This window comes from Pseudomonas sp. MF6396 (genome assembly GCF_002018915.1).
Taxonomy (GTDB): domain Bacteria; phylum Pseudomonadota; class Gammaproteobacteria; order Pseudomonadales; family Pseudomonadaceae; genus Aquipseudomonas; species Aquipseudomonas palmensis.
The window spans coordinates 1-19,037 of sequence record NZ_MVOK01000029.1; the positions used below are offsets into that span (position 1 = coordinate 1).

The 19,037-nt window shown below is 64.1% G+C and carries 16 protein-coding genes; 8 read left to right on the plus strand and 8 right to left on the minus strand.

Going from position 1 to position 19,037, the window contains the following annotated elements; translation table 11 throughout:
• Window positions 1-597 precede the first annotated feature (597 nt).
• From etfB to MF6396_RS23450, 6 genes are all read right to left on the minus strand, one after another.
• Window positions 598-1,368, minus strand: coding sequence for an electron transfer flavoprotein subunit beta (etfB, locus tag MF6396_RS23425; protein ID WP_043860354.1), 771 nt, complete (start codon window positions 1,366-1,368; stop codon window positions 598-600).
• Window positions 1,369-1,378: 10 nt separating this feature from the next.
• Window positions 1,379-2,599, minus strand: a complete 1,221-nt coding sequence (gene etfA / locus MF6396_RS23430) for an electron transfer flavoprotein subunit alpha (protein ID WP_043860355.1) — start codon at window positions 2,597-2,599, stop codon at window positions 1,379-1,381.
• Window positions 2,596-4,545 (minus strand): dimethylglycine demethylation protein DgcB, encoded by a 1,950-nt coding sequence (gene dgcB / locus MF6396_RS23435; RefSeq protein WP_078481673.1) that lies wholly within the window; start codon window positions 4,543-4,545, stop codon window positions 2,596-2,598. The genes etfA and dgcB overlap by 4 nt, the downstream gene beginning before the upstream one ends.
• 145 nt (window positions 4,546-4,690) lie before the next feature.
• Window positions 4,691-6,751 carry a dimethylglycine demethylation protein DgcA gene (gene dgcA, locus MF6396_RS23440; protein ID WP_054916692.1) on the minus strand — a complete coding sequence of 687 codons (2,061 nt, stop codon included), beginning with the start codon at window positions 6,749-6,751 and terminating at the stop codon, window positions 4,691-4,693.
• A 15-nt stretch (window positions 6,752-6,766) separates the two neighbouring features.
• Window positions 6,767-7,297, minus strand: a complete 531-nt coding sequence (locus tag MF6396_RS23445) for a 4-vinyl reductase (RefSeq protein ID WP_054916693.1) — start codon at window positions 7,295-7,297, stop codon at window positions 6,767-6,769.
• Between the two features lie 51 nt (window positions 7,298-7,348).
• Window positions 7,349-8,326 carry a dipeptidase gene (locus MF6396_RS23450; protein ID WP_043860376.1) on the minus strand — a complete coding sequence of 326 codons (978 nt, stop codon included), beginning with the start codon at window positions 8,324-8,326 and terminating at the stop codon, window positions 7,349-7,351.
• A gap of 246 nt (window positions 8,327-8,572) precedes the next feature.
• On the opposite strand from MF6396_RS23450, the gene MF6396_RS23455 reads away from it, so the two are divergent.
• The 5 genes from MF6396_RS23455 to MF6396_RS23475 all read left to right on the plus strand — a co-directional run bounded on the left by MF6396_RS23455 (window position 8,573) and on the right by MF6396_RS23475 (window position 12,427).
• Window positions 8,573-10,129 carry an AAA family ATPase gene (locus MF6396_RS23455; protein WP_054916694.1) on the plus strand — a complete coding sequence of 519 codons (1,557 nt, stop codon included), beginning with the start codon at window positions 8,573-8,575 and terminating at the stop codon, window positions 10,127-10,129.
• An 8-nt stretch (window positions 10,130-10,137) separates the two neighbouring features.
• Window positions 10,138-11,109: a hypothetical protein gene (locus MF6396_RS23460; protein WP_078481675.1), complete on the plus strand. Its 972-nt coding sequence runs from the start codon at window positions 10,138-10,140 to the stop codon at window positions 11,107-11,109.
• A gap of 88 nt (window positions 11,110-11,197) precedes the next feature.
• Entirely contained in the window at window positions 11,198-11,608 is a 411-nt protein-coding gene (locus MF6396_RS23465; RefSeq protein ID WP_054916696.1) for a lysozyme inhibitor LprI family protein, read from the plus strand.
• An 8-nt stretch (window positions 11,609-11,616) separates the two neighbouring features.
• Window positions 11,617-12,036 (plus strand): DUF3010 family protein, encoded by a 420-nt coding sequence (locus MF6396_RS23470; protein ID WP_078481676.1) that lies wholly within the window; start codon window positions 11,617-11,619, stop codon window positions 12,034-12,036.
• 130 nt (window positions 12,037-12,166) lie between these two features.
• Window positions 12,167-12,427, plus strand: coding sequence for a hypothetical protein (locus MF6396_RS23475; protein WP_078481677.1), 261 nt, complete (start codon window positions 12,167-12,169; stop codon window positions 12,425-12,427).
• Between the two features lie 102 nt (window positions 12,428-12,529).
• On the opposite strand, the gene MF6396_RS23480 is transcribed toward MF6396_RS23475, so the two are convergent.
• Both MF6396_RS23480 and MF6396_RS23485 read right to left on the minus strand, forming a co-directional pair.
• Window positions 12,530-13,633, minus strand: coding sequence for a GlxA family transcriptional regulator (locus MF6396_RS23480; protein ID WP_078481678.1), 1,104 nt, complete (start codon window positions 13,631-13,633; stop codon window positions 12,530-12,532).
• A 393-nt stretch (window positions 13,634-14,026) separates the two neighbouring features.
• The gene (locus MF6396_RS23485) at window positions 14,027-15,403 is read right to left on the minus strand and encodes an L-serine ammonia-lyase (protein ID WP_054916697.1); all 1,377 of its coding nucleotides are present in this window, start codon (window positions 15,401-15,403) and stop codon (window positions 14,027-14,029) included.
• A gap of 350 nt (window positions 15,404-15,753) precedes the next feature.
• Between MF6396_RS23485 and MF6396_RS23490 the strand changes: the two genes are divergently transcribed.
• The 3 genes from MF6396_RS23490 to choV all read left to right on the plus strand — a co-directional run bounded on the left by MF6396_RS23490 (window position 15,754) and on the right by choV (window position 18,795).
• Complete coding sequence (locus MF6396_RS23490; protein ID WP_078481679.1) at window positions 15,754-16,701, plus strand: choline ABC transporter substrate-binding protein; 948 nt, start codon at window positions 15,754-15,756, stop codon at window positions 16,699-16,701.
• Between the two features lie 70 nt (window positions 16,702-16,771).
• Window positions 16,772-17,620, plus strand: coding sequence for a choline ABC transporter permease subunit (gene choW / locus MF6396_RS23495; protein ID WP_173925098.1), 849 nt, complete (start codon window positions 16,772-16,774; stop codon window positions 17,618-17,620).
• Window positions 17,617-18,795: a choline ABC transporter ATP-binding protein gene (gene choV / locus MF6396_RS23500; protein ID WP_078481680.1), complete on the plus strand. Its 1,179-nt coding sequence runs from the start codon at window positions 17,617-17,619 to the stop codon at window positions 18,793-18,795. Before choW ends, choV begins: the two co-directional genes overlap by 4 nt.
• Window positions 18,796-19,037 lie beyond the last annotated feature (242 nt).

The window sequence follows — 19,037 nt, forward strand, 5'->3', positions numbered from 1 at the left end:
GACCAACCCCCGCAAACCCCAGCCCCTACTGCCCCATACCTACTCCACCAACACTTTATCCACAGCCACACCCACAGCAATTGTGGGCAACCCTTGTGGAAAACTTCCGCCCAGCGCCCTTCAATCCACAGCGTGCAATAGATCAAAAAGTGATCAAACCTCTGTAAGCCTTTGAATACGTGCCCCCCAGCACTGCACGAACACCTTATCCACAAAGCCGCCAACAGACTTTGTGTGCAAGTATCCCTCTTTGCAAAACCCATGTGGATAAACCGCCGAAACCCCCGATTTTCGCTGCCGCGTGAGTATTTCGCGGTGGATTGACGAGGTTTTGTGCGTTTTTTGATCAAATAGCTGAACACCTTTAACCACGTGGCCTGCAGCCATGTCCGAACAGATTATCCACAGAGCCGCCAACAAGGATTGTGAGCAAAACTGCCGTCTCGCTGAACGACGGGCATGAAAAAACCGCGAAAAATTCGCGGCGTGTATTGATCACTATTTGAACAATAGCCTGCAGGCCACGTATTACGTGGCCTGCAGCCATAGGCAAACACTTTATCCACAGAACCGCCAACAGACTTTGTGCACAACCCTTCAGCGCAGCACACCCTCCTCCACCAACAGCTTCAGGATCGCCTCGGCGCCTTCGCTCGGGGTCACGCCCTTGAGTACCTGTCCACCGCCGCCACTGGCCTTCGCCGTGGCGGCTTTCATGCGGTCGGCACCGCTCTTGGCCTTGATTACCTTGAGGCGTTTGGGCCGGGGTCTGGCCGGCTGCAATACAGCATCTGTGAATAACTCGTCCTCCACCACCGCCACCTCATGGGCCGCCAACAGCCCGCGTTGCGCCGGCCCATAGGCGCTCTGGCGCGGCACCGGCGCGGCGTTATCCACAGTGGCGAGCATCGGCAGGCGCACGCTCAGGCGACGCCGCTGCCCCCGTGGCAGGGCCTGCAGCACCTGGGCCACGCCATTGTGGATGGATTCCACCTGCGCTAGCCCCACCACCAGCGGCCAACCCAGGCGCTCGGCCAGCAGAAACGGCAGCATGCCCGAGCCTTCGCCGGTTTCGGCCTGGCTGCCGCTCAGCACCAACTGCGCCCCCGCCTCGCGCAGGTAGTCACCGAGCACGCCCAGCACATCGGCGCCTGCGGGCTGCTGCAACACGTCCAGCTGCGCCAGCCCCATGCCCAGGTACGCGCGCAGCGCAGGCTCGTGCGGGTCGCCGGCATGCAGCACCTGCAGGTTATCCCCAGCCAGTTGCAACCCCAGTTCCACAGCCCGCGCATCCTGTTCGGCGCGGCGCATGCGCCCCGAGGTGGGGTGGGCGCCGATCGAGACCAGGCTGATGACCTTGGTGTTCATGAATGCCCCCTCAGGCCGCATCGCGCCGGGCGCTGTTGCGATAGTTGTCCACAGCCTCGATCAGCGCCTGCAAAATCGCCGCGCTGTCGCCGATGACCGCCAGGTCGGCACGCTTGATCATGTCGCAGCCGGGGTCCAGGTTGATCGCCACCACCTTGTCGCAGGCACCGATGCCCTGCAGATGCTGGATCGCCCCGGAGATACCCACAGCCACATACACCCGCGCCGTGACCCAGGTACCGGTGGCCCCCACCTGGCGATTGCGCGGCATGAAGCCATCGTCCACCGCCACCCGCGAGGCCCCTTCGGTGGCCCCCAGCGCGGCGGTGGCCCTGTGGAAAAGTGCCCAGTCCTTGACCCCGTTGCCGCCCGACAGGATGAATTCGGCCTCGGCCATGGCGATGGTGGCCGGGTCCACCGGCACCGGGCCGAGGTCTTCGATACGCGCCAGGCTGCGCGCCGCGCCTGTGGACAACTCCACCGGCAGGGCTTCATGGCGGGTTTCGCTGACCGGCTCCGCACATTCGGCCGCCGCCAGGATCAGGCGCGCCAGCCCGCGTACCAGGTCCTGCTGGCCAGCCCCGGCGCGCCCGCTGCACAGCCCGTCCTTGACCTGCCACACTCGCGTGGCCGGGCGCTCGCCCAGCGCCGCGGCAAGGCGCCGGCCCAGCTCGCCGCCACCGCTGCGGCTGTCGGGCAGCAGCCAGTGGCGCGGGTTGAACTGGTTATCCACAGCCCGCAGGCCTTGCACCCGCTGCTCCGGTGCATAACCTGCGAACGCGTCACCGTCGATCTGCAGCAGGCGGTCGACGCCGAACGTGCCGAAGGCGGTTTCCTTGTGCTCGCCAAACACCACTGCCAGCACCGCGCCGTCGCTGCCGGCCAGGCCGTGGGCCAGCCCGAGCACATCCCGGTCGTGGCTGCTCAGGCGCCCGCCGACCATGTCCGGCACCACCACGATGTAGAACGCCGGCAACGGCACCTGATGCAGCGGCACCAGCACCTCGGCGGCGGCGCTGCGCTTGCTCGTAGCGCCCTGGCTGGCGCCGCTGCGATCGATGCGCTTGATCCCATTGGGGCCGATGAAACCCACCGCATGCGGGTTCTTGCGCAGCACGCCATTGGGCCCCATCCACTGCGTCTGTTGGGCCTGCATGGCTGCGTGCAGCGGGTGCAGACGGTTGCGTGCAATCCACTCGGCACGCGGGTCACGCCGGATGATGTCGCTCATGGGTCCACCTGCGCAGGTTCTGGTTGGCTTGCTACCGGCGTGCTGGCAACCGTCGCTTCACGCAGCGCGTCGGCCACCAGCTCGGCCAGGTCCTTGATCTGCGGGCGTGGTTCGACCACGCCTTCGAGCATCGCGGTGCACTGCGGGCAGCCCACGGCCACCACCTCGGCGGCGGTCTCGCGGATGTCCTGCATGCGCATGTCGGGAATGCGCTGCTTGCCCGGAATGTCGGTGATCGGCGCACCGCCGCCGCCGCCGCAGCAACGCGAGCGAAAGCCGGAGCGCGCCATCTCGCGCACCTCGATGCCCAGCGCGCGCAGCACCTGGCGCGGCGCCTCGTACTCGCCGTTGTAGCGGCCCAGGTAGCACGGGTCGTGATAGGTCACGCTGGCGCCCTTGTGCGGCGCCAGGTCAAGGCGGCCGGCGGCGATCAACTCGGCGATGAAGCTGCTGTGATGCTGCACCTGGTAGTGCCCGCCCAGCCCGCCGTATTCGTTCTTCAGTACATGGAAGCTGTGCGGGTCGCAGGTGACGATGCGCGTGAAGCGGTACTGCGCCAGGGTCCGGATATTGCGCCGGGCCAGTTGCTGGAAGGTGGCCTCGTCGCCCAGCCGGCGGGCCACGTCACCGCTGTCGCGTTCCTCCAGGCCAAGCACGGCAAAGCCTACATTGGCCGCCCTGAGCACCTTGACGAAGGCGCGCAGGGTGCGCTGGTTGCGCATGTCGAAGGCGCCGTCACCCACCCACAACAGCACGTCGGTGCCGTGCACCTCGCCCAGCACCTCGAGGTCGAGGTCGGCGGCCCAGTTCATGCGCCCGCCCGGGGCGAAGCCGCCGGGGTTGTCGGTGGCGATCAGGTTGTCCAGCACCTCGGCGCCCTTGTTCGGCGTGGCGCCTTTTTCCAGGGTCAGGTGGCGACGCATGTCGACGATCGCATCCACGTGCTCGATCATCATCGGGCACTCTTCCACGCACGCCCGACAGGTGGTGCACGACCACAGCGTGTCGGCATCCACCAGGCCGTCGACGATCGGCTGGTGCGGGTTGCCGCCGTGCTCGCCGAGCGGTTTGCCGGGGTACGGGCTGCCGGCAAACTTCGCATCGGTGCCACCCGCCAGGCCCACCACCATGTCCTGGATGAGTTTTTTCGGGTTCAGTGGCTGGCCGGCGGCGAACGCCGGGCACGCGGCCTCGCATTTGCCGCATTGCACGCAGGCGTCGAAGCCAAGCAACTGGTTCCAGGTGAAGTCCCTGGGTTTTTCCACACCCAGCGGTGCGCTCGGGTCTTGCAGATCCAGCGGCTTGAGCCCGGTGGAGCGCCCGCCGCCGAAGCGTTCGGCGCGCCGGTGCCAGGCCAGGTGCAGGGCACCGGCGAAGGCGTGCTTCATCGGCCCGCCCCAGGTCATGCCGAAGAACAGCTCGCTCACACCCCACAGCACGCCCAGCCCGAGCAAGGCCACCAGCACCCATCCACCGGTACCTTCGGGCAGGATGCCGGCTACCGGCAGGGTGGCGATGAAGAAGCTGGCGGAAAACACCAGCAGGCTTTTCGGCAGGCGCATCCACGGGCCTCTGGACAGGCGCGCGGGCGGGTTCAGCCGGCGCCTGTAGACGAACAGCGCACCGCCGAACATCAAGGCGGTGGCCACCAGCAGGGCGTAGCCGAGGAGGCGGTTGTGCAGGCCGAAACCGTGCACCAGGATCGCCAGTACGGCGGCCAGCACGAAGCCGCCGGCGGTGGCGACGTGGGTGTTGGCCATGTACCTGTCGCGGGCGACCACGTGGTGCAGGTCGACCATGTACCGGCGTGGCATGGCCAGCAGGCCCTTGAGCAGCTCGACCCGCGATGGCCGGCCTTGGCGCCACATCCGCACGCGCCGCAGCGCGCCGAGCACGGCCAGGCCGAGGGCGGCGAACAGCAGCAGGGGTAGCAGGGTGTTCAACATGGGAAGCTCCCGACTGGGCACATCGCACATCTGCCTGTAGGAGCCGGCGTTGCCGGCGAATGCAACGACACAGTGTCATGTCGATTGCGCGGTGGCCGCTTCGCCAGCAAGGCTGGCTCCTACAGAAAGAAAGGGCAGTGAACGATCAGAAATCCTTGCACAGGCGCAAGGCGTCGTAGATCGCCGCATGGGTGTTGCGCTGCGCCACGCAATCGCCGATCCGGTACAGCAGGTACCCCTCCCCCGGCTGGCTCAATATCGGCTGCGGCTCAATCGCGAACAGCGCCTCCACATCGATCTGGCCCTTGTTGCGCGAGCCCTCCTTGAGTGCGTAGTACAGGGTCTCGTCGGGGCGCACACCGTTCTCGATCACCACCTGGTCGACCACCCGCTCCTCCCGTGCCCCGGTGTATTCGTTCTCCAGCACTGCCACCAACTTGTCGCCCTCGCGGTAGACCTTCTCCAGCATCAGGTCGCCGGTCATGATCACTTCCTTGGGGTACATGCTGCGGTAGTAGGTGGGGAACGAGGTGCCGCCAATCGCCACCCCCGGCTTGATGTCGTCGGTGACGATCTCCACCTGGCTGCCCTTGTCGGCCAGAAAATCCGCCACCGACATGCCGGTGAATTCGCAGATGGTGTCGTACACCAGCGCGGTCTTGCCCGGCGCCACCGTGCCGTCGAGCACGTCCCAGCTGCTGACCACCAGGCCCTCGGCCGCGCCCCAGTGCTCGTTCTGCTCGATGAACGGGTGCCCGCCCACCGCCAGCACCACCACGTCGGGGCGCAGGTCCATGAGGGTGTCGACGTCCGCCGCCGTACCCAGGCGCAGGTCGACCTTCAGCCGCGCCAGCTCCAGCTGGTACCAGCGCGTGATGCCGGCGATCTGGTCGCGTTGCGGAGCCTTGGCGGCGATGCTGATCTGCCCGCCGATCGCCTCCTTCTTCTCGAACAGGGTCACGTCATGCCCGCGCTCGGCCGCCACCCGCGCCGCCTCCATGCCGGCCGGGCCGGCACCGACCACCACCACCTTGCGTCTGGGGCCGGTGGATTTCTCGATGATGTGCGGCACGCCCATGTATTCCCGCGAAGTGGCGGCGTTCTGGATGCACAGCACGTCCAGGCCCTGGTACTGGCGGTCGATGCAGTAGTTGGCGCCCACGCACTGCTTGATCTGGTCGATCTGGCCCATCTTGATCTTGGCGATCAGGTGCGGGTCGGCGATGTGCGCGCGAGTCATGCCGACCATGTCCACGTAGCCGCCCTCCAGAATGCGCGTGGCCTGGTTGGGGTCCTTGATGTTCTGCGCGTGCATCACCGGCACGCTCACCACCTCCTTGATGCCCGCCGCCAGGTGCAGGAACGGCTCGGGCGGGAAGCTCATGTTGGGGATCACGTTGGCCAGGGTGTTGTGGGTGTCGCAGCCCGAGCCGATCACGCCGAAGAAGTCCAGCATGCCGGTGGCGTCGTAGTACCTGGCGATCTCCTTCATGTCCTCGTGGCTGAGGCCGTCGGGGTGGAACTCGTCGCCGCAGATGCGCATGCCCACGCAGAAGTCGGGGCCGACTTCCTCGCGCACCGCCTTGAGCACTTCCAGGCCGAAGCGCATGCGGTTCTCGAAGCTGCCGCCCCATTCATCGGTGCGCTTGTTGACCCGCGGGCTCCAGAACTGGTCGATCATGTGCTGGTGCACTGCCGACAGTTCCACCCCGTCCAGCCCGCCTTCCTTGGCGCGGCGCGCGGCCTGCGCGTAGTTGCCGATCACGCGCCAGATCTCCTCCGGCTCGATGGTCTTGCAGGTGGCGCGGTGCACCGGTTCGCGGATGCCCGAGGGCGACATCAGGGTCGGCCAGTGATAGCCGTCCCAGCGCGAGCGCCGGCCCATGTGGGTAATCTGGATCATGATCTTGGCGCCGTGCTTGTGCATGGCGTCGGCCAGGTTCTTGAAGTGCGGGATGATGCGGTCGGTGGCCAGGTTGACCGAGGCCCACCACTGCTGCGGGCTGTCGATGGCCACTACCGACGAACCACCGCAGATGGCCAGGCCGATACCGCCTTTGGCCTTCTCTTCGTAGTACTTCACGTAGCGCTCGGTGGTCATGCCGCCGTCGGTGGCGTACACCTCGGCGTGTGCGGTGCTCAGTACCCGGTTGCGGATGGTCAGCTTGCCGATCTGCAGCGGCTGGAACATTGCTTCGAAAGCCATGGCGGGTTCCTCGACTTACAGGGGCTTGACGATGAACAGGCCGTCGTCGTGGCCGTGTTCCGAACCGCCGTAGACCTGCTCGGCGACCGTGCGAAGGGGGCTGCCGCGGGCCGCCAGGATCTGGTCCATGGCGCCGGCGAACCAGCCGGTGAACATGTAGTCGACCTTGCGCCCGACCTTGCCGTACACATAGACGAAGGCCGAGTGTTCGAGCCTGACGCTGGCGGTACCCCTGTCGAGGTCGATGTCCTGGATCGTGAACAGCCCCCAGCCGCGTTGCGACAGGCGCTTCATGTAGTGCTCGAACACCGCCACGCCTTGCAGGCCGTGGCATTCGGCCTCCTTCTCGCACCAGTGCCAGGCCGACTTGTAGCCGGCCTTGTACAGAATCTCGGCGTAGGCGTCGGCGCCCAGCACCTCTTCGATGCCCATGTGGTTGTTGACGAAGAAATGCCGCGGCACGTACAGCATCGGCAGCGCGTCGCTGGTCCACACACCGGTTTCGCTGTCGACTTCGATGGGCAATTGCGGGGCGATCTTGGCCATGGAAACTGAACTCCATAAAAGAAAAAGGATGCGGCTGGGTGAGGCGTGGGGTTACTCGCCCCAGACGTCTTTCAGGACATTGACCCAGTTCTCGCCCATGATCTTGCGCACCACCCGCTCGGGGTGGCCGCGCTTGAGCAGGGTTTCGGTGAGGTTGGGAAATTCACCAACGGTGCGGATGCCCAGCGGGTTGATGATCTTGCCGAAGCTGGTGAGGCGGCGCGCATAGCCCTTGTCGTGGGTCAGGTACTCGAAGAAGTCCTGGCCGTGGCCCTGGGTGAAGTCGGTGCCGATGCCGATGGCGTCTTCACCCACCAGGTTCATGGTGTATTCGATGGCCTCGGCGTAGTCGTCGATGGTCGCGTCGATACCCTTGGCCAGAAACGGCGCGAACATGGTCACGCCGACAAAGCCGCCATGGTCGGCGATGAACTTCAACTCGGCATCGGACTTGTTGCGCGGGTGCTCCTTGAGCCCGGAGGGCAGGCAGTGGGAATAGCACACCGGTTTTTTCGATTCGAGGATGACTTCCTCGCTGGTTCGGGAGCCGACGTGGGACAGGTCGCACATGACCCCCACGCGGTTCATCTCGGCGACGATTTCGCGACCGAAGCCGGACAACCCGCCGTCGCGCTCATAGCAGCCGGTACCCACCAGGTTCTGGGTGTTGTAGCACATCTGCACGATGCCCACGCCCAGCTGCTTGAAGATCTCCACGTAGCCGAGCTGGTCCTCGAAGGCATGGGCGTTCTGAAAGCCGAAGAGGATGCCGGTCTTGCCCTGCTCCTTGGCCTTGCGGATGTCGGCGGTGGTGCGTACCGGCAGTACCAGGTCGCTGTTTTCGCGAATCAGCTTCTGGCTGGCGACGATGCTGTTGATGGTGGCCTGAAAGCCCTCCCACACCGAGACAGTGCAGTTGGCGGCGGTGAGGCCGCCCTTGCGCATGTCCTCGAACAGCTCGCGGTTCCACTTGGCGATGATCAGCCCGTCGATAACGATGCTGTCTGCGTGCAATTCGGCCGGGCTCATCAGGCTGTCCCCTTGTATGACGTTGCGGCGCCGAATCGTCTGCCGGCGCTTTGGGGCCAGCATATGCCTAGGCGCCAGGTCGCCAGGATGCAAAAACGACAGGGGAATTGCCGAAAACGTCAAGGTGCGACAAAGGCCGGCATGGCCATTGGCCGTTGGCCGCTTTCGCGACGCGCAAGAATCGGCTCAAATAGCGGTTTGCCCGACGCCCGCCCGGCGTCGTGTTCAGACAAGGAATGCCAGACCATGCTGACGTCGATCGAACAGGACGGCCACGTCCTTCACCTGCGCACGCGGGAAAGCTTCAACCTGTTCGACATTGATTCGGTGTCGCTGATCATCGGGCCCAACGGGTCGGGCAAGAGCCGCTTTCTGCAGCGCACGGTAGAGCAGTTCGCCAGCCGCAGGCTGCCGGATTTCGGCAGTGACTGCCAACTGGTGTTCAACTATGTCGATCAGCGCAAGCCTCAGGACTGGGGCGTTGTGTATTACACGCCGGTGCAGAACCGGATCGCCTTTCGCGCGCAGAAGCACTTTGTGGATGCATCACAGCGTCGGGAGCAGGATCTGCTTCAACTGTATGAACACCGCGAAATCATCGAGAGCTTCGGGCTGAAGATAAACCTGCTGGTCAAATTGCGTGCAGATGAAAAAAAGGTCGGTGATTTTCTGGCCTTGGCACTGGTGGAGGATGAAAAGGGCCGCTATGCCAGCAAGCGCCACCAGCCGCAGCTGCGATCGATACGCGATCTGAAGGCGCGCCTGGAGCGGTTTTCCGACTTCAACGGCGATCAGCGCGAGCTGACGTACCTGCAGAATCAGTACAAGCGTGAACTTAGCCTTCTGAGTGGCTATGTGCTGGACGACCTGCGCACGAGGGAGCCCGCGGCATCAAACGTCCTGACGGCACTCTGCGCCACGTTCCACCACATGCAGAAACAGAACTACGACATTCTGAGCTACATCGCGCTGATCGACGAACACTTGCCCTCAAGCTACTTCCAGCACATTGACCCTGGCACCTTGCAACAAAAGAAACACGTGGGAAGCCGCCGCCTGTTCAGGTACATCCTCGAACGCCTGGACAACTTCGCATTCGAAAAAGGCCCACGTGGCGTGTACCAGTACGCCTTGACCAATGAGCAGGAGCGCCTGCATTTTGCCTCGGATCGGGAAGGACCGTTCGAAATGGTCCTGCCTGGCATGAGCTCCGGCCAATGGGCGATCTTCAACCAGATCATTTCCCTGTACGAAGCGATCAAGCGCCTGGCCGCGCCGCCAGCCGGCAACCGCGCCTCCCCGCGCGAGCCGATCACCAAACTGCTGGTGCTGATCGATGAAGGCGACGCCTTTTTGCACCTGGCGTGGCAACGCAAGTACATCTGGCAAATGAACAAATTTCTCAGCGAGTGCAAGCACACCTTCGGACTGACCCTCCTGCAATTGATCATCGCCTCCCATTCCCCGCTGCTGGCTTCCGATGTGCCCGGCGAATTTGTGTGCCAGTTGAACCTGGAGGACCACGCGCAAAACAAAGGCCGGGCCGCGAGCAACGATGACTTCATCGAGCCCGACACCACCTCGCCCTCCTTTGCCGCACCGCTGCACGCCATCCTCAACCGCTCCTTCGGCGCTGTCACTATCGGCGAATTCGCCGTGCGCCGGATCAATGCCGCGATTGCCGCGCTGAAAGCCGGCACATATGGCCCTCAGGAGAAGTACCTGATATCGGTGGTGGACGACCCGATCATCCAGCGCGAACTGCAGCGCCTGGTGCCGCACACAGAGCACCAAAGCCAATGATCATTTCCATGCCCGACAACTGGCGTGCGGCAAGGCCGCGGCATACGCAGTACCTGCAGGAACGGATTACGGCGTTCGTCAACAACGATCGTCCCAAGGCAAAGAACTGGTACAGCCGCACCTTTGTGGCTGATGTCGAAAAGGCCATCCTCTCGGACAGCCGCGCGCAAATGGAATGGTCCATTCATGAGTTGCTGGACTGTCGGCAGTTCATGACGGATGAGGTCTACGCCGATCTGCTCAGCGACCTCACGCGCGTGTTCAATTACGACACGTTCAGTGCCAAACCCCGAAAGCCCATGCCTGACCACTGGGACGCCTACGCCTTGTGTGCCAGCTCGCAACTCGCCACCTGCCCGTACTGCAACTACAACTATGCGCACACCCTGTTCAGGGACGGCAAGGGGGCGATGCGTCCAACGCTCGACCACTTTTATCCCAAGGCGCTTTACCCGCACCTGGGCCTGACCCTCGCCAATCTCATCCCCAGTTGCTACGCGTGCAACTCGTCGCTCAAAGGCGAAGCGGACTTCTTCCTCCACAAGCACTTGCACCCTTATTTCGACCAGGAGTCCGTCAACTTCGAGTGCTACCACCCGGAACACGACTTTGTTTCGGTGCTCATGGCGTTTGATGCCATCCAGGGCTCGCTGTGCGTAGAACTGCAGCCCCGTGCCGATTGTGACCTGACCCGCAACAGCGTCTCGCTGTTTGCCCTGCGCCAGCGTTATGCCCGGTTCAGCAAGGAAGGCATCAATTTCATCGCCGCCCAATTCGCTATCGAGGCCCTGTTGAGCAACCTGAACACGGCCAGCCGCTGGGACCCGGGCGAACACCTGGACCTGGAGCAGGTAACGCTGCGTACCCGCCTGTTGCGTTTCGAGCGCTCGGAGTACAGGGAGTACCCCTTGGGCAAGATGTACGCCGATCTTTTCGACCAGTTTCATCGAGGCTGGGAGGACCTGAATGAAACCGCTTAGCGTCGGGCGACGGGTCTCTGTCATTTAGCCTGGCACTGAGCGAGAATCGACCCCCACCTTCCACACACCGGTTGCGAGGATGTCGCTGATGAAATCGATGGTATGGCTGCTGCTGGCGCCGTTGGCCTTTGCCGTGCACGCCGAGGAAAGTGACGCTCCCACCCCGTGCGACAACGTCGAGACGGCCCAGCAGAACTACGCCTGCGCCGCCTACAGCCGTACGGTCGCCGAACGCGAGCTGAACGCCGCCTTCGGCGACCTGCTCGAACGCATCAAGGAACAGTATGCCGGCCAGGGTGCGAAGATCACCGAACTGAGCAACCGCCTGAACGCCGCCCAGAACCTGTGGAAGCAAGTACGCGACGCCGACTGCAAGGTCGAGACCTTCGACAGCACACCGGGCAAGGAGTACGACGCCGCACTGAACACCTGCCTGGCGCAACGCAGCGACGACCGCTCCGAATACCTGCAGTCCCTTGGCCTGCAAAACTCCGATTGAGGCACCCCATGAAAATCTGCGGCATCGAAATCAAGGGCAGCGAAGCCCTGCTGGCCGTGGCCAGCCTGGACGCCGGCCAGCCCGTGCACGTTGGCGTGGCCACCAAGAAGATCGGCCTGGAGGATGACGAGGATGCCGCCCAGGTAAAGGCATTCGCCACACAGGTCAGAGCCTTTGTCAGCGAGCATGGCATCGGGCAACTGGCGATCAAGAAGCGCAGCAAGAAAGGCGACTTTGCCGGCGGCCCGACCACCTTCAAGATCGAGGGCGTGCTGCAGTTGCTGGACAACTGCACGGTGGAGCTGGTGTCGCCGCAGACCGTCAGCGCCCAGGCCAAGAAGCACAATCTCGAGTTGCCGGGAACGCTGAACAAGTATCAGCATGAGGCCTACAAGAGCGCCTGTGCGGCGCTGCTCAAGCGCGGCTGAGGGCGCCTGCGCACGTCACTGATCTAGCCAAAAACGACCTGTTCATAGGTATGCCGGCCATGCCCCTTGTCGCCACCGCGCAGCGCTCCCAGAATCGGGGCACCCTTCGCCTCGAACAAGGACAACCGCCATGATGCACGCCGATTTGATCGATCAGGACGACCTGCTGGGCCAACTGCGCGCCCTGGGCTTCGAGATGCCTGCCGGCGCTAGCGCCGAGCAGGCCTGCGAATGTGCGGTACGCGGCTTGAGCGCAGAACGCGCCCGGGCCCTGCGCGGCCTGGTGGAGCAGTTGTACACCGGCAGCGCGACGATCCTCCCGGCGGTGCGCCAGGCGATCGACAAGCAGTTGCTGCCGGCGCTGCCGAACCACAAAAGCCTTCACGGTTGACCGTATCGCGGGCCAAGCCCGCTCCCACAGGCGCTTCACTGCCCTTCAGAGCAGCGATGTACCGGTGGGAGCGGGCTTGACCCGCGATGCGGTCGGCCTGGTCTACAGCCTCACACTGGCAAACGTCGACTCATTGCGCGCCTGACTCAGCGCCGACATCGGCCCGGCCAGCGGCGACAGCACCAGCGCCTGCGGCAGCGGCATCATCGCCACCTGCTGGGCCGTGTTCGAGCCTACCCGCTCATCACGCGGCGGTATCCCGAAGTATTCCCGGTAGCACTTGGAAAAGTGCGGCGTGGACACGAACCCGCACACCGATGCCACCTCGATGATCGACATCGGCGTCTGCTTGAGCAGCTGGCGCGCACGAATCAGCCGCAGCTTCAGGTAGTAGCGCGACGGCGAACAATGCAGGTACTTCTGGAACAACCGCTCCAGCTGGCGCCGCGACACCGCCACGTACACCGCCAGTTCGTCCAGGTCGATCGGCTCTTCGAGGTTGGCCTCCATCAGCGCCACGATTTCCTGCAGCTTGGGCTGGTTGGTACCGAGCATGTGCTTGAGCGGCACGCGCTGGTGGTCCTGCTCGTTGCGGATACGCTCGTACACGAACATCTCCGAGATCGCCGCCGACAGCTCGCGGCCATGATCGCGGCTGATCAGGTGCAGCATCATGTCCAGCGGCGCGGTGCCGCCCGAGCTGGTGAAGCGGTTGCGGTCCAGGGTAAACAGGCGCGTGCTCATGCTCACCCGCGGGAAGGCCTCCTGCATCGCGGCCAGGCACTCCCAGTGCACGCTGCAATCGAAGCCATCGAGCAGCCCCGCACAGGCCAGCGCCCAGCTGCCGGTACACACCGCCCCCAGCCGACGCGACGGGCGGGCCTGGCTCTGCAGCCAGGTCACGTGTTCACGGGTCACGGTGCGCTGGATGCCGATGCCGCCACACACGATCACGGTGTCCATCGCCGGCGCCGCGTGCATCGCCGAATCAGGAGTGATCTGCAGGCCGTCGCTGGCCCACACCTGACCGCCATCCACGCTCAGGGTGCTCCAGCGATACAGCTCGCGACCCGACAACTGGTTGGCCATGCGCAGCGGCTCGACCGCAGAGGCCAGGGAGATCAGCGTGAAGTTGTCCAGCAGCAGGAAACCGATGGATTGGGGGGTGCGGTTCTGGTTTGGGGTTGCGGAGTTGTACGACGTCATCGCGATCTCTCCTCACACAATGCAGGGTGTGCCTCAGGCTCGGGCTTTTTGTCATGGCCCCGGTTCGATTGCAGGGGCTTTGCCAAACCCAACGCAAATGCCATGCCCAAACTTGAATACGCATTCAACAACACCTGAAAACGACATCGCGATGTGTCTAGTTCGCCCACCCCCGCAGGGTCGCTTTTAAACGCAAAAGGCCGGGCCAAAGCCTGTCTGTAGTCCCGTTGTGAAATTGGGTAGCACTTGTGGGAAGGATGCCCAGAAACGACAACGCGCGGTGTCACCGCGCGTGCTGGAAGGGGTGGCGTGGCCAGTGAATCGCCATCGGCCGGGGCGCGCCAAAACGCAGCGCACGCTCAAAGCGATGGTCCAAAACGGCGCAGCCACGCCTCAGCATTCGATGGCGTTCACCGCCAGCCCGCCGCGAGAGGTTTCCTTGTACTTGTCGTGCATGTCGGCGCCGGTGTCGCGCATGGTGCGGATCACCCGGTCGAGGGAGATGAAGTGCTCGCCGTCACCGCGCAAGGCCATCTGCGCGGCGTTGATCGCCTTGACCGCGGCAATCGCGTTGCGCTCGATGCACGGCACCTGCACCAGCCCGCCAACCGGATCGCAGGTCAGCCCCAGGTTGTGTTCCAGACCGATCTCGGCGGCGTTCTCCAGTTGCGCCGGGGTGGCCCCGAGCACTTCGGCCAGGCCCGCCGCCGCCATTGCGCAGGCCGAGCCGACCTCGCCCTGGCAGCCGACTTCGGCGCCGGAGATCGACGCGTTCTTCTTGCACAGGATGCCCACCGCCGCCGCGCCCAGAAAGAAGTCCACCACGCTGGCTTCGCTGACCTCGTCGCTGAAGCGCATGTAGTAGTGCAGCACCGCCGGGATGATGCCTGCCGCGCCGTTGGTGGGGGCGGTGACCATGCGCCCGCCTGCGGCGTTTTCCTCGTTGACCGCCAGCGCATACAGGTTGACCCACTCCATGGCACTGAGGGTGGAGCCGATCACGTTGGGCTTGCCCAGCTCCTGCAGGCTGCGGTGCAGGCGTGCCGCGCGGCGGCGCACATTGAGCCCGCCCGGCAGGATGCCCTCGTGGCGCAGGCCGTTTTCGACACAGGCCTGCATGGCCCGCCACAGGGTCATGAGCCCGGCACGGATTTCAGCCTCGCTGCGCCACACCTTTTCGTTCTCCAGCATCAGTTGCGACACGCGCAGGTCGTGCTGCCGGCACAAATCCAGCAGTTCCACGGCACTGTTGAAGTCGTAGGGCAGCACGGTGGTGTCGGCGTCCAGCACACCGCTGGCCGCCTGCGCCGCGTCCACCACGAAGCCGCCGCCCACCGAGTAGTAGGTATCGCGGTGCAGCTCGCCCTGCTCGCCCTCGGCGATCAGGGTCAGGGCATTGGGGTGGTACGGCAGGTTCTCGTCCAGCAGGCGCATGTCGCGGGCCCAGACGAAGCCGACCGGCCAGCGTCCGTCCAGCAGCAGGCTGTCGGTTTCGCGCAGCGTGGCGATGCGCGGGGCGATCTGCGCCGGGTCGATGGCGTCCGGCCATTCGCCCATCAGGCCCATGATCACCGCGTTGTCACTGCCGTGACCGATGCCGGTGGCCGACAGCGAGCCGTACAGGCGCACCTCGATACGCCGCACTCGGGCCAGCAGGTTGCGCTCGCGCAGCCCCTGCACGAACAGCGCTGCGGCGCGCATCGGGCCGACGGTGTGCGAGCTTGAAGGGCCGACACCGATCTTGAACAGGTCGAACACACTGATGGCCATGCCGCGTACCTCTGGCTGCTACGCTGAAAAGGCGGCAATCCGCCGGTTTCGCGCATCATCAGGCTTTTGTCAGCGACCACGACGTCTGCAACCGACGCGCTCTTGTCCAGCAGCGCCGCCCGTTGCCAGGGCAGGACCTGCGCCGTTTTTTTGCGGTGCACATGCGCCAGAACCGCGTTTTTCGAGGCCGACGACACTGTAAGCGACCTCATTGGCACTGGATGCGACCCTGCCTGTACTGGATACGACGCACCCGGTAGGCGTTTGATTTTCGCTGTTAGATGATCGGTACCGACTCGATTGCACGGCCCCTGTCCCGTGGGACATCCGAAAAAAACCAGGAGTCCACCATGAAAGGTTCACCCCCGCTGTTGCTGGCCGCGCTGCTGAGCCTGCCGGCGCTGGCCCAGGCCGTGGAGCCCGAGCAGTGCCACACCGTCAACTTCTCCGACGTCGGCTGGACCGACATCACCGTGACCACTGCAGTCACCAGTGCGGTGCTCCAAGCGCTTGGCTACAAGACCCGCACCACCATGATCTCGGTACCGGTGACCTACAAGTCGCTGGCCGACGGCAAGAACATGGACGTGTTCCTCGGCAACTGGATGCCGACCATGGAAAACGACATCAAGCCGTACCGCGATGCCGGCACCGTCGAGACCGTGCGTGCCAACCTGGAGAATGCCAAGTACACCCTGGCCGTGCCCCAGGCGCTGTATGACAAGGGCCTGAAGAACTTCGCCGACATCGCGAAATTCAAGAAGGAGCTGGACGGCAAGATCTACGGCATCGAGCCGGGCAACGATGGCAACCGCACCATCCAGAGCATGATCGACAAGAATGCCTTCGGCTTGAAGGACGCCGGCTTCAAGGTGGTGGAGTCGAGCGAGGCCGGCATGCTCGCGCAAGTCGACCGTGCCCAGCGCCGTGGCACCGACGTGGTGTTCCTCGGCTGGGAACCGCACCCGATGAACACGCGCTTCAAGATGAAGTACCTCGAAGGCGGCGACGACTTCTTCGGCCCCGACTACGGCAAGGCCACCGTGCTCACCAACACGCGCAAGGGCTACAGCCAGGAGTGCAGCAACGTCGGCCAGTTGCTCAAGAACCTCTCCTTCACCCTGGACATGGAAAGCACCCTGATGGGCAAGGTGCTCGACGACAAGGTCAAGCCCGACGCCGCCGCCAAGGCCTGGCTCAAGCAGAACCCGCAGGTGCTCGACACCTGGCTGGCCGGCGTGACCACCGTGGATGGCAAACCGGGCCTGGAGGCGGCCAAGACCAAGCTGACGCAGTAAGCACGCCCCGCGCCGGGGGGCGATTGCCCGGCGCGGGTTGTTTCCAATCCCTTGCAGGTGGACGCTCGCTATCATGCTGATCGATCAAAAAATACCCCTGGGCCAGCACATCGCGGCCTTCGTCGAGTGGTTGACGCAACACGGCGCCAACTACTTCGACGCCTTCGCCGAGGCGCTGGAGTTCATGATTCACGGGGTGACCGGGGCGCTGACCTGGTTCAACCCATTCGTCCTGATTGCCCTGGTGGCCCTGATCGCTCACCTGATCCAGCGCAAATGGGCGCTCACCGTGTTCTGCGCGCTGTCGTTCCTGCTGATTCTCAACCTCGGCTACTGGCAGGAAACCATGGAAACCCTGGCCCAGGTGCTGTTCGCCACCTTCGTGTGCGTGGCCATCGGCGTGCCGCTGGGCATCCTGGCGGCGCACAAGCCGATGTTCTACACCGCCATGCGCCCGGTACTCGACCTGATGCAGACGGTGCCCACGTTCGTGTACCTGATCCCGACCCTGACCCTGTTCGGCCTGGGCGTGGTGCCGGGGCTGATCTCGACGGTGGTGTTCGCGATTGCCGCGCCCATCCGCCTGACCTACCTGGGCATCCGCGACGTGCCGCAGGAACTGCTGGATGCCGGCAAGGCGTTCGGCTGCTCGCGGCGCCAGCTGCTCTCGCGCATCGAGCTGCCGCATGCCATGCCCAGCATCGCGGCGGGGGTCACCCAGTGCATCATGCTGTCGCTGTCGATGGTGGTGATCGCCGCGCTGGTGGGCGCCGACGGTCTGGGCAAGCCGGTGGTCAACGCACTCAACACCGCCGATATCGCGCTGGGCTTCGAGGCGGGGCTGGCGATCGTGCTGCTGGCGATCATGCTCGACCGTATCTGCAAGCAACCGGACGCACCGGCAAGGAGTGAAGCATGAACATCATTCGCTTCGAAGAGGTCGACGTGATCTTCTCGCGCCACCCGCGTGAGGCGCTCAGCCTGCTGGACCAGGGCCTCACGCGTGAACAGATCCTGAAGAAGACCGGCCTGGTGGTCGGCGTCGAGAAAGCCAGCCTGGACATCAACAAGGGCGAGATCTGCGTGCTGATGGGCCTGTCGGGTTCAGGCAAGTCGAGCCTGCTGCGCTGCATCAACGGCCTGAACACGGTGAGCCGCGGCAAGCTGTTCGTCGAGCATGAAGGCGCACAGATCGACATTGCCCACTGCACCCCGGCCGAGCTGAAGATGATGCGCACCCAGCGTATCGCCATGGTGTTCCAGAAGTTCGCCCTGATGCCCTGGCTGACGGTACGCGAGAACATCAGTTTCGGCCTGGAGATGCAGGGCCGGCCCGAGAAGGAGCGGCGCAAGCTGGTGGATGAGAAGCTCGAGCTGGTGGGCCTGACCCAGTGGCGCAACAAGAAGCCCGACGAGCTGTCGGGCGGCATGCAGCAGCGCGTGGGCCTGGCCCGGGCGCTGGCGATGGACGCCGACATCCTGCTGATGGACGAACCGTTCTCGGCGCTCGACCCGCTGATCCGCCAGGGCCTGCAGGACGAGCTGCTTGAGCTGCAACGCAAGCTGGCCAAGACCATCGTGTTCGTCAGCCATGACCTGGACGAGGCCCTCAAGCTCGGCAGCCGCATCGCGATCATGAAGGACGGGCGCATCATCCAGTACAGCAAGCCCGAGGAGATCGTGCTCAACCCGGCGGACGAGTATGTGCGTACCTTCGTCGCGCATACCAACCCGCTCAACGTGCTGTGCGGGCGCAGCCTGATGCGCACACTGGACAAGTGCAAGCGCATCAACGGTTCGGTATGCCTGGACCCGGGTGGTGATTCTTGGCTGGACCTGGCCGAGGGCAACACCATCAGGGGCGCGCGCCAGGGCGTCAACGGCATGGCCTTGCAGAACTGGGCGCCCGGCGAGGCGGTGGAGGGGCTGGAGCGCAAGCCGACGCTGGTGAATGCCAATATCGGCATGCGCGAGGCGTTGCAGATTCGGTATCAGACGGGGAACAAGCTGGTGCTGCAGGAGGGGAATCAAGTGGTGGGGATATTGGGCGACAGCGAGCTGTATCACGCGTTGTTGGGCAAGAATCTGGGGTGAAGCGGATGGCTTCTTCGCCGGCAAGGTCAGCGCATGACTTGCCAGCGAGGGGGCCGTGAGGGCAAGACGTCGATATGAATTCTTTTTCTGGCAAGTTTGAACTGTGGGGCAGGTTTTTTAAGTTTGAAAGTAAAAACTGTCTATTCTCATGCTGACAGCCGCTTATGGTGGGGCGGTCATGGGGGGCGTAATTCTCGTATTGACGCTGTGGGGGCGTAGTAAAGGGTACGATTTCCCAATTA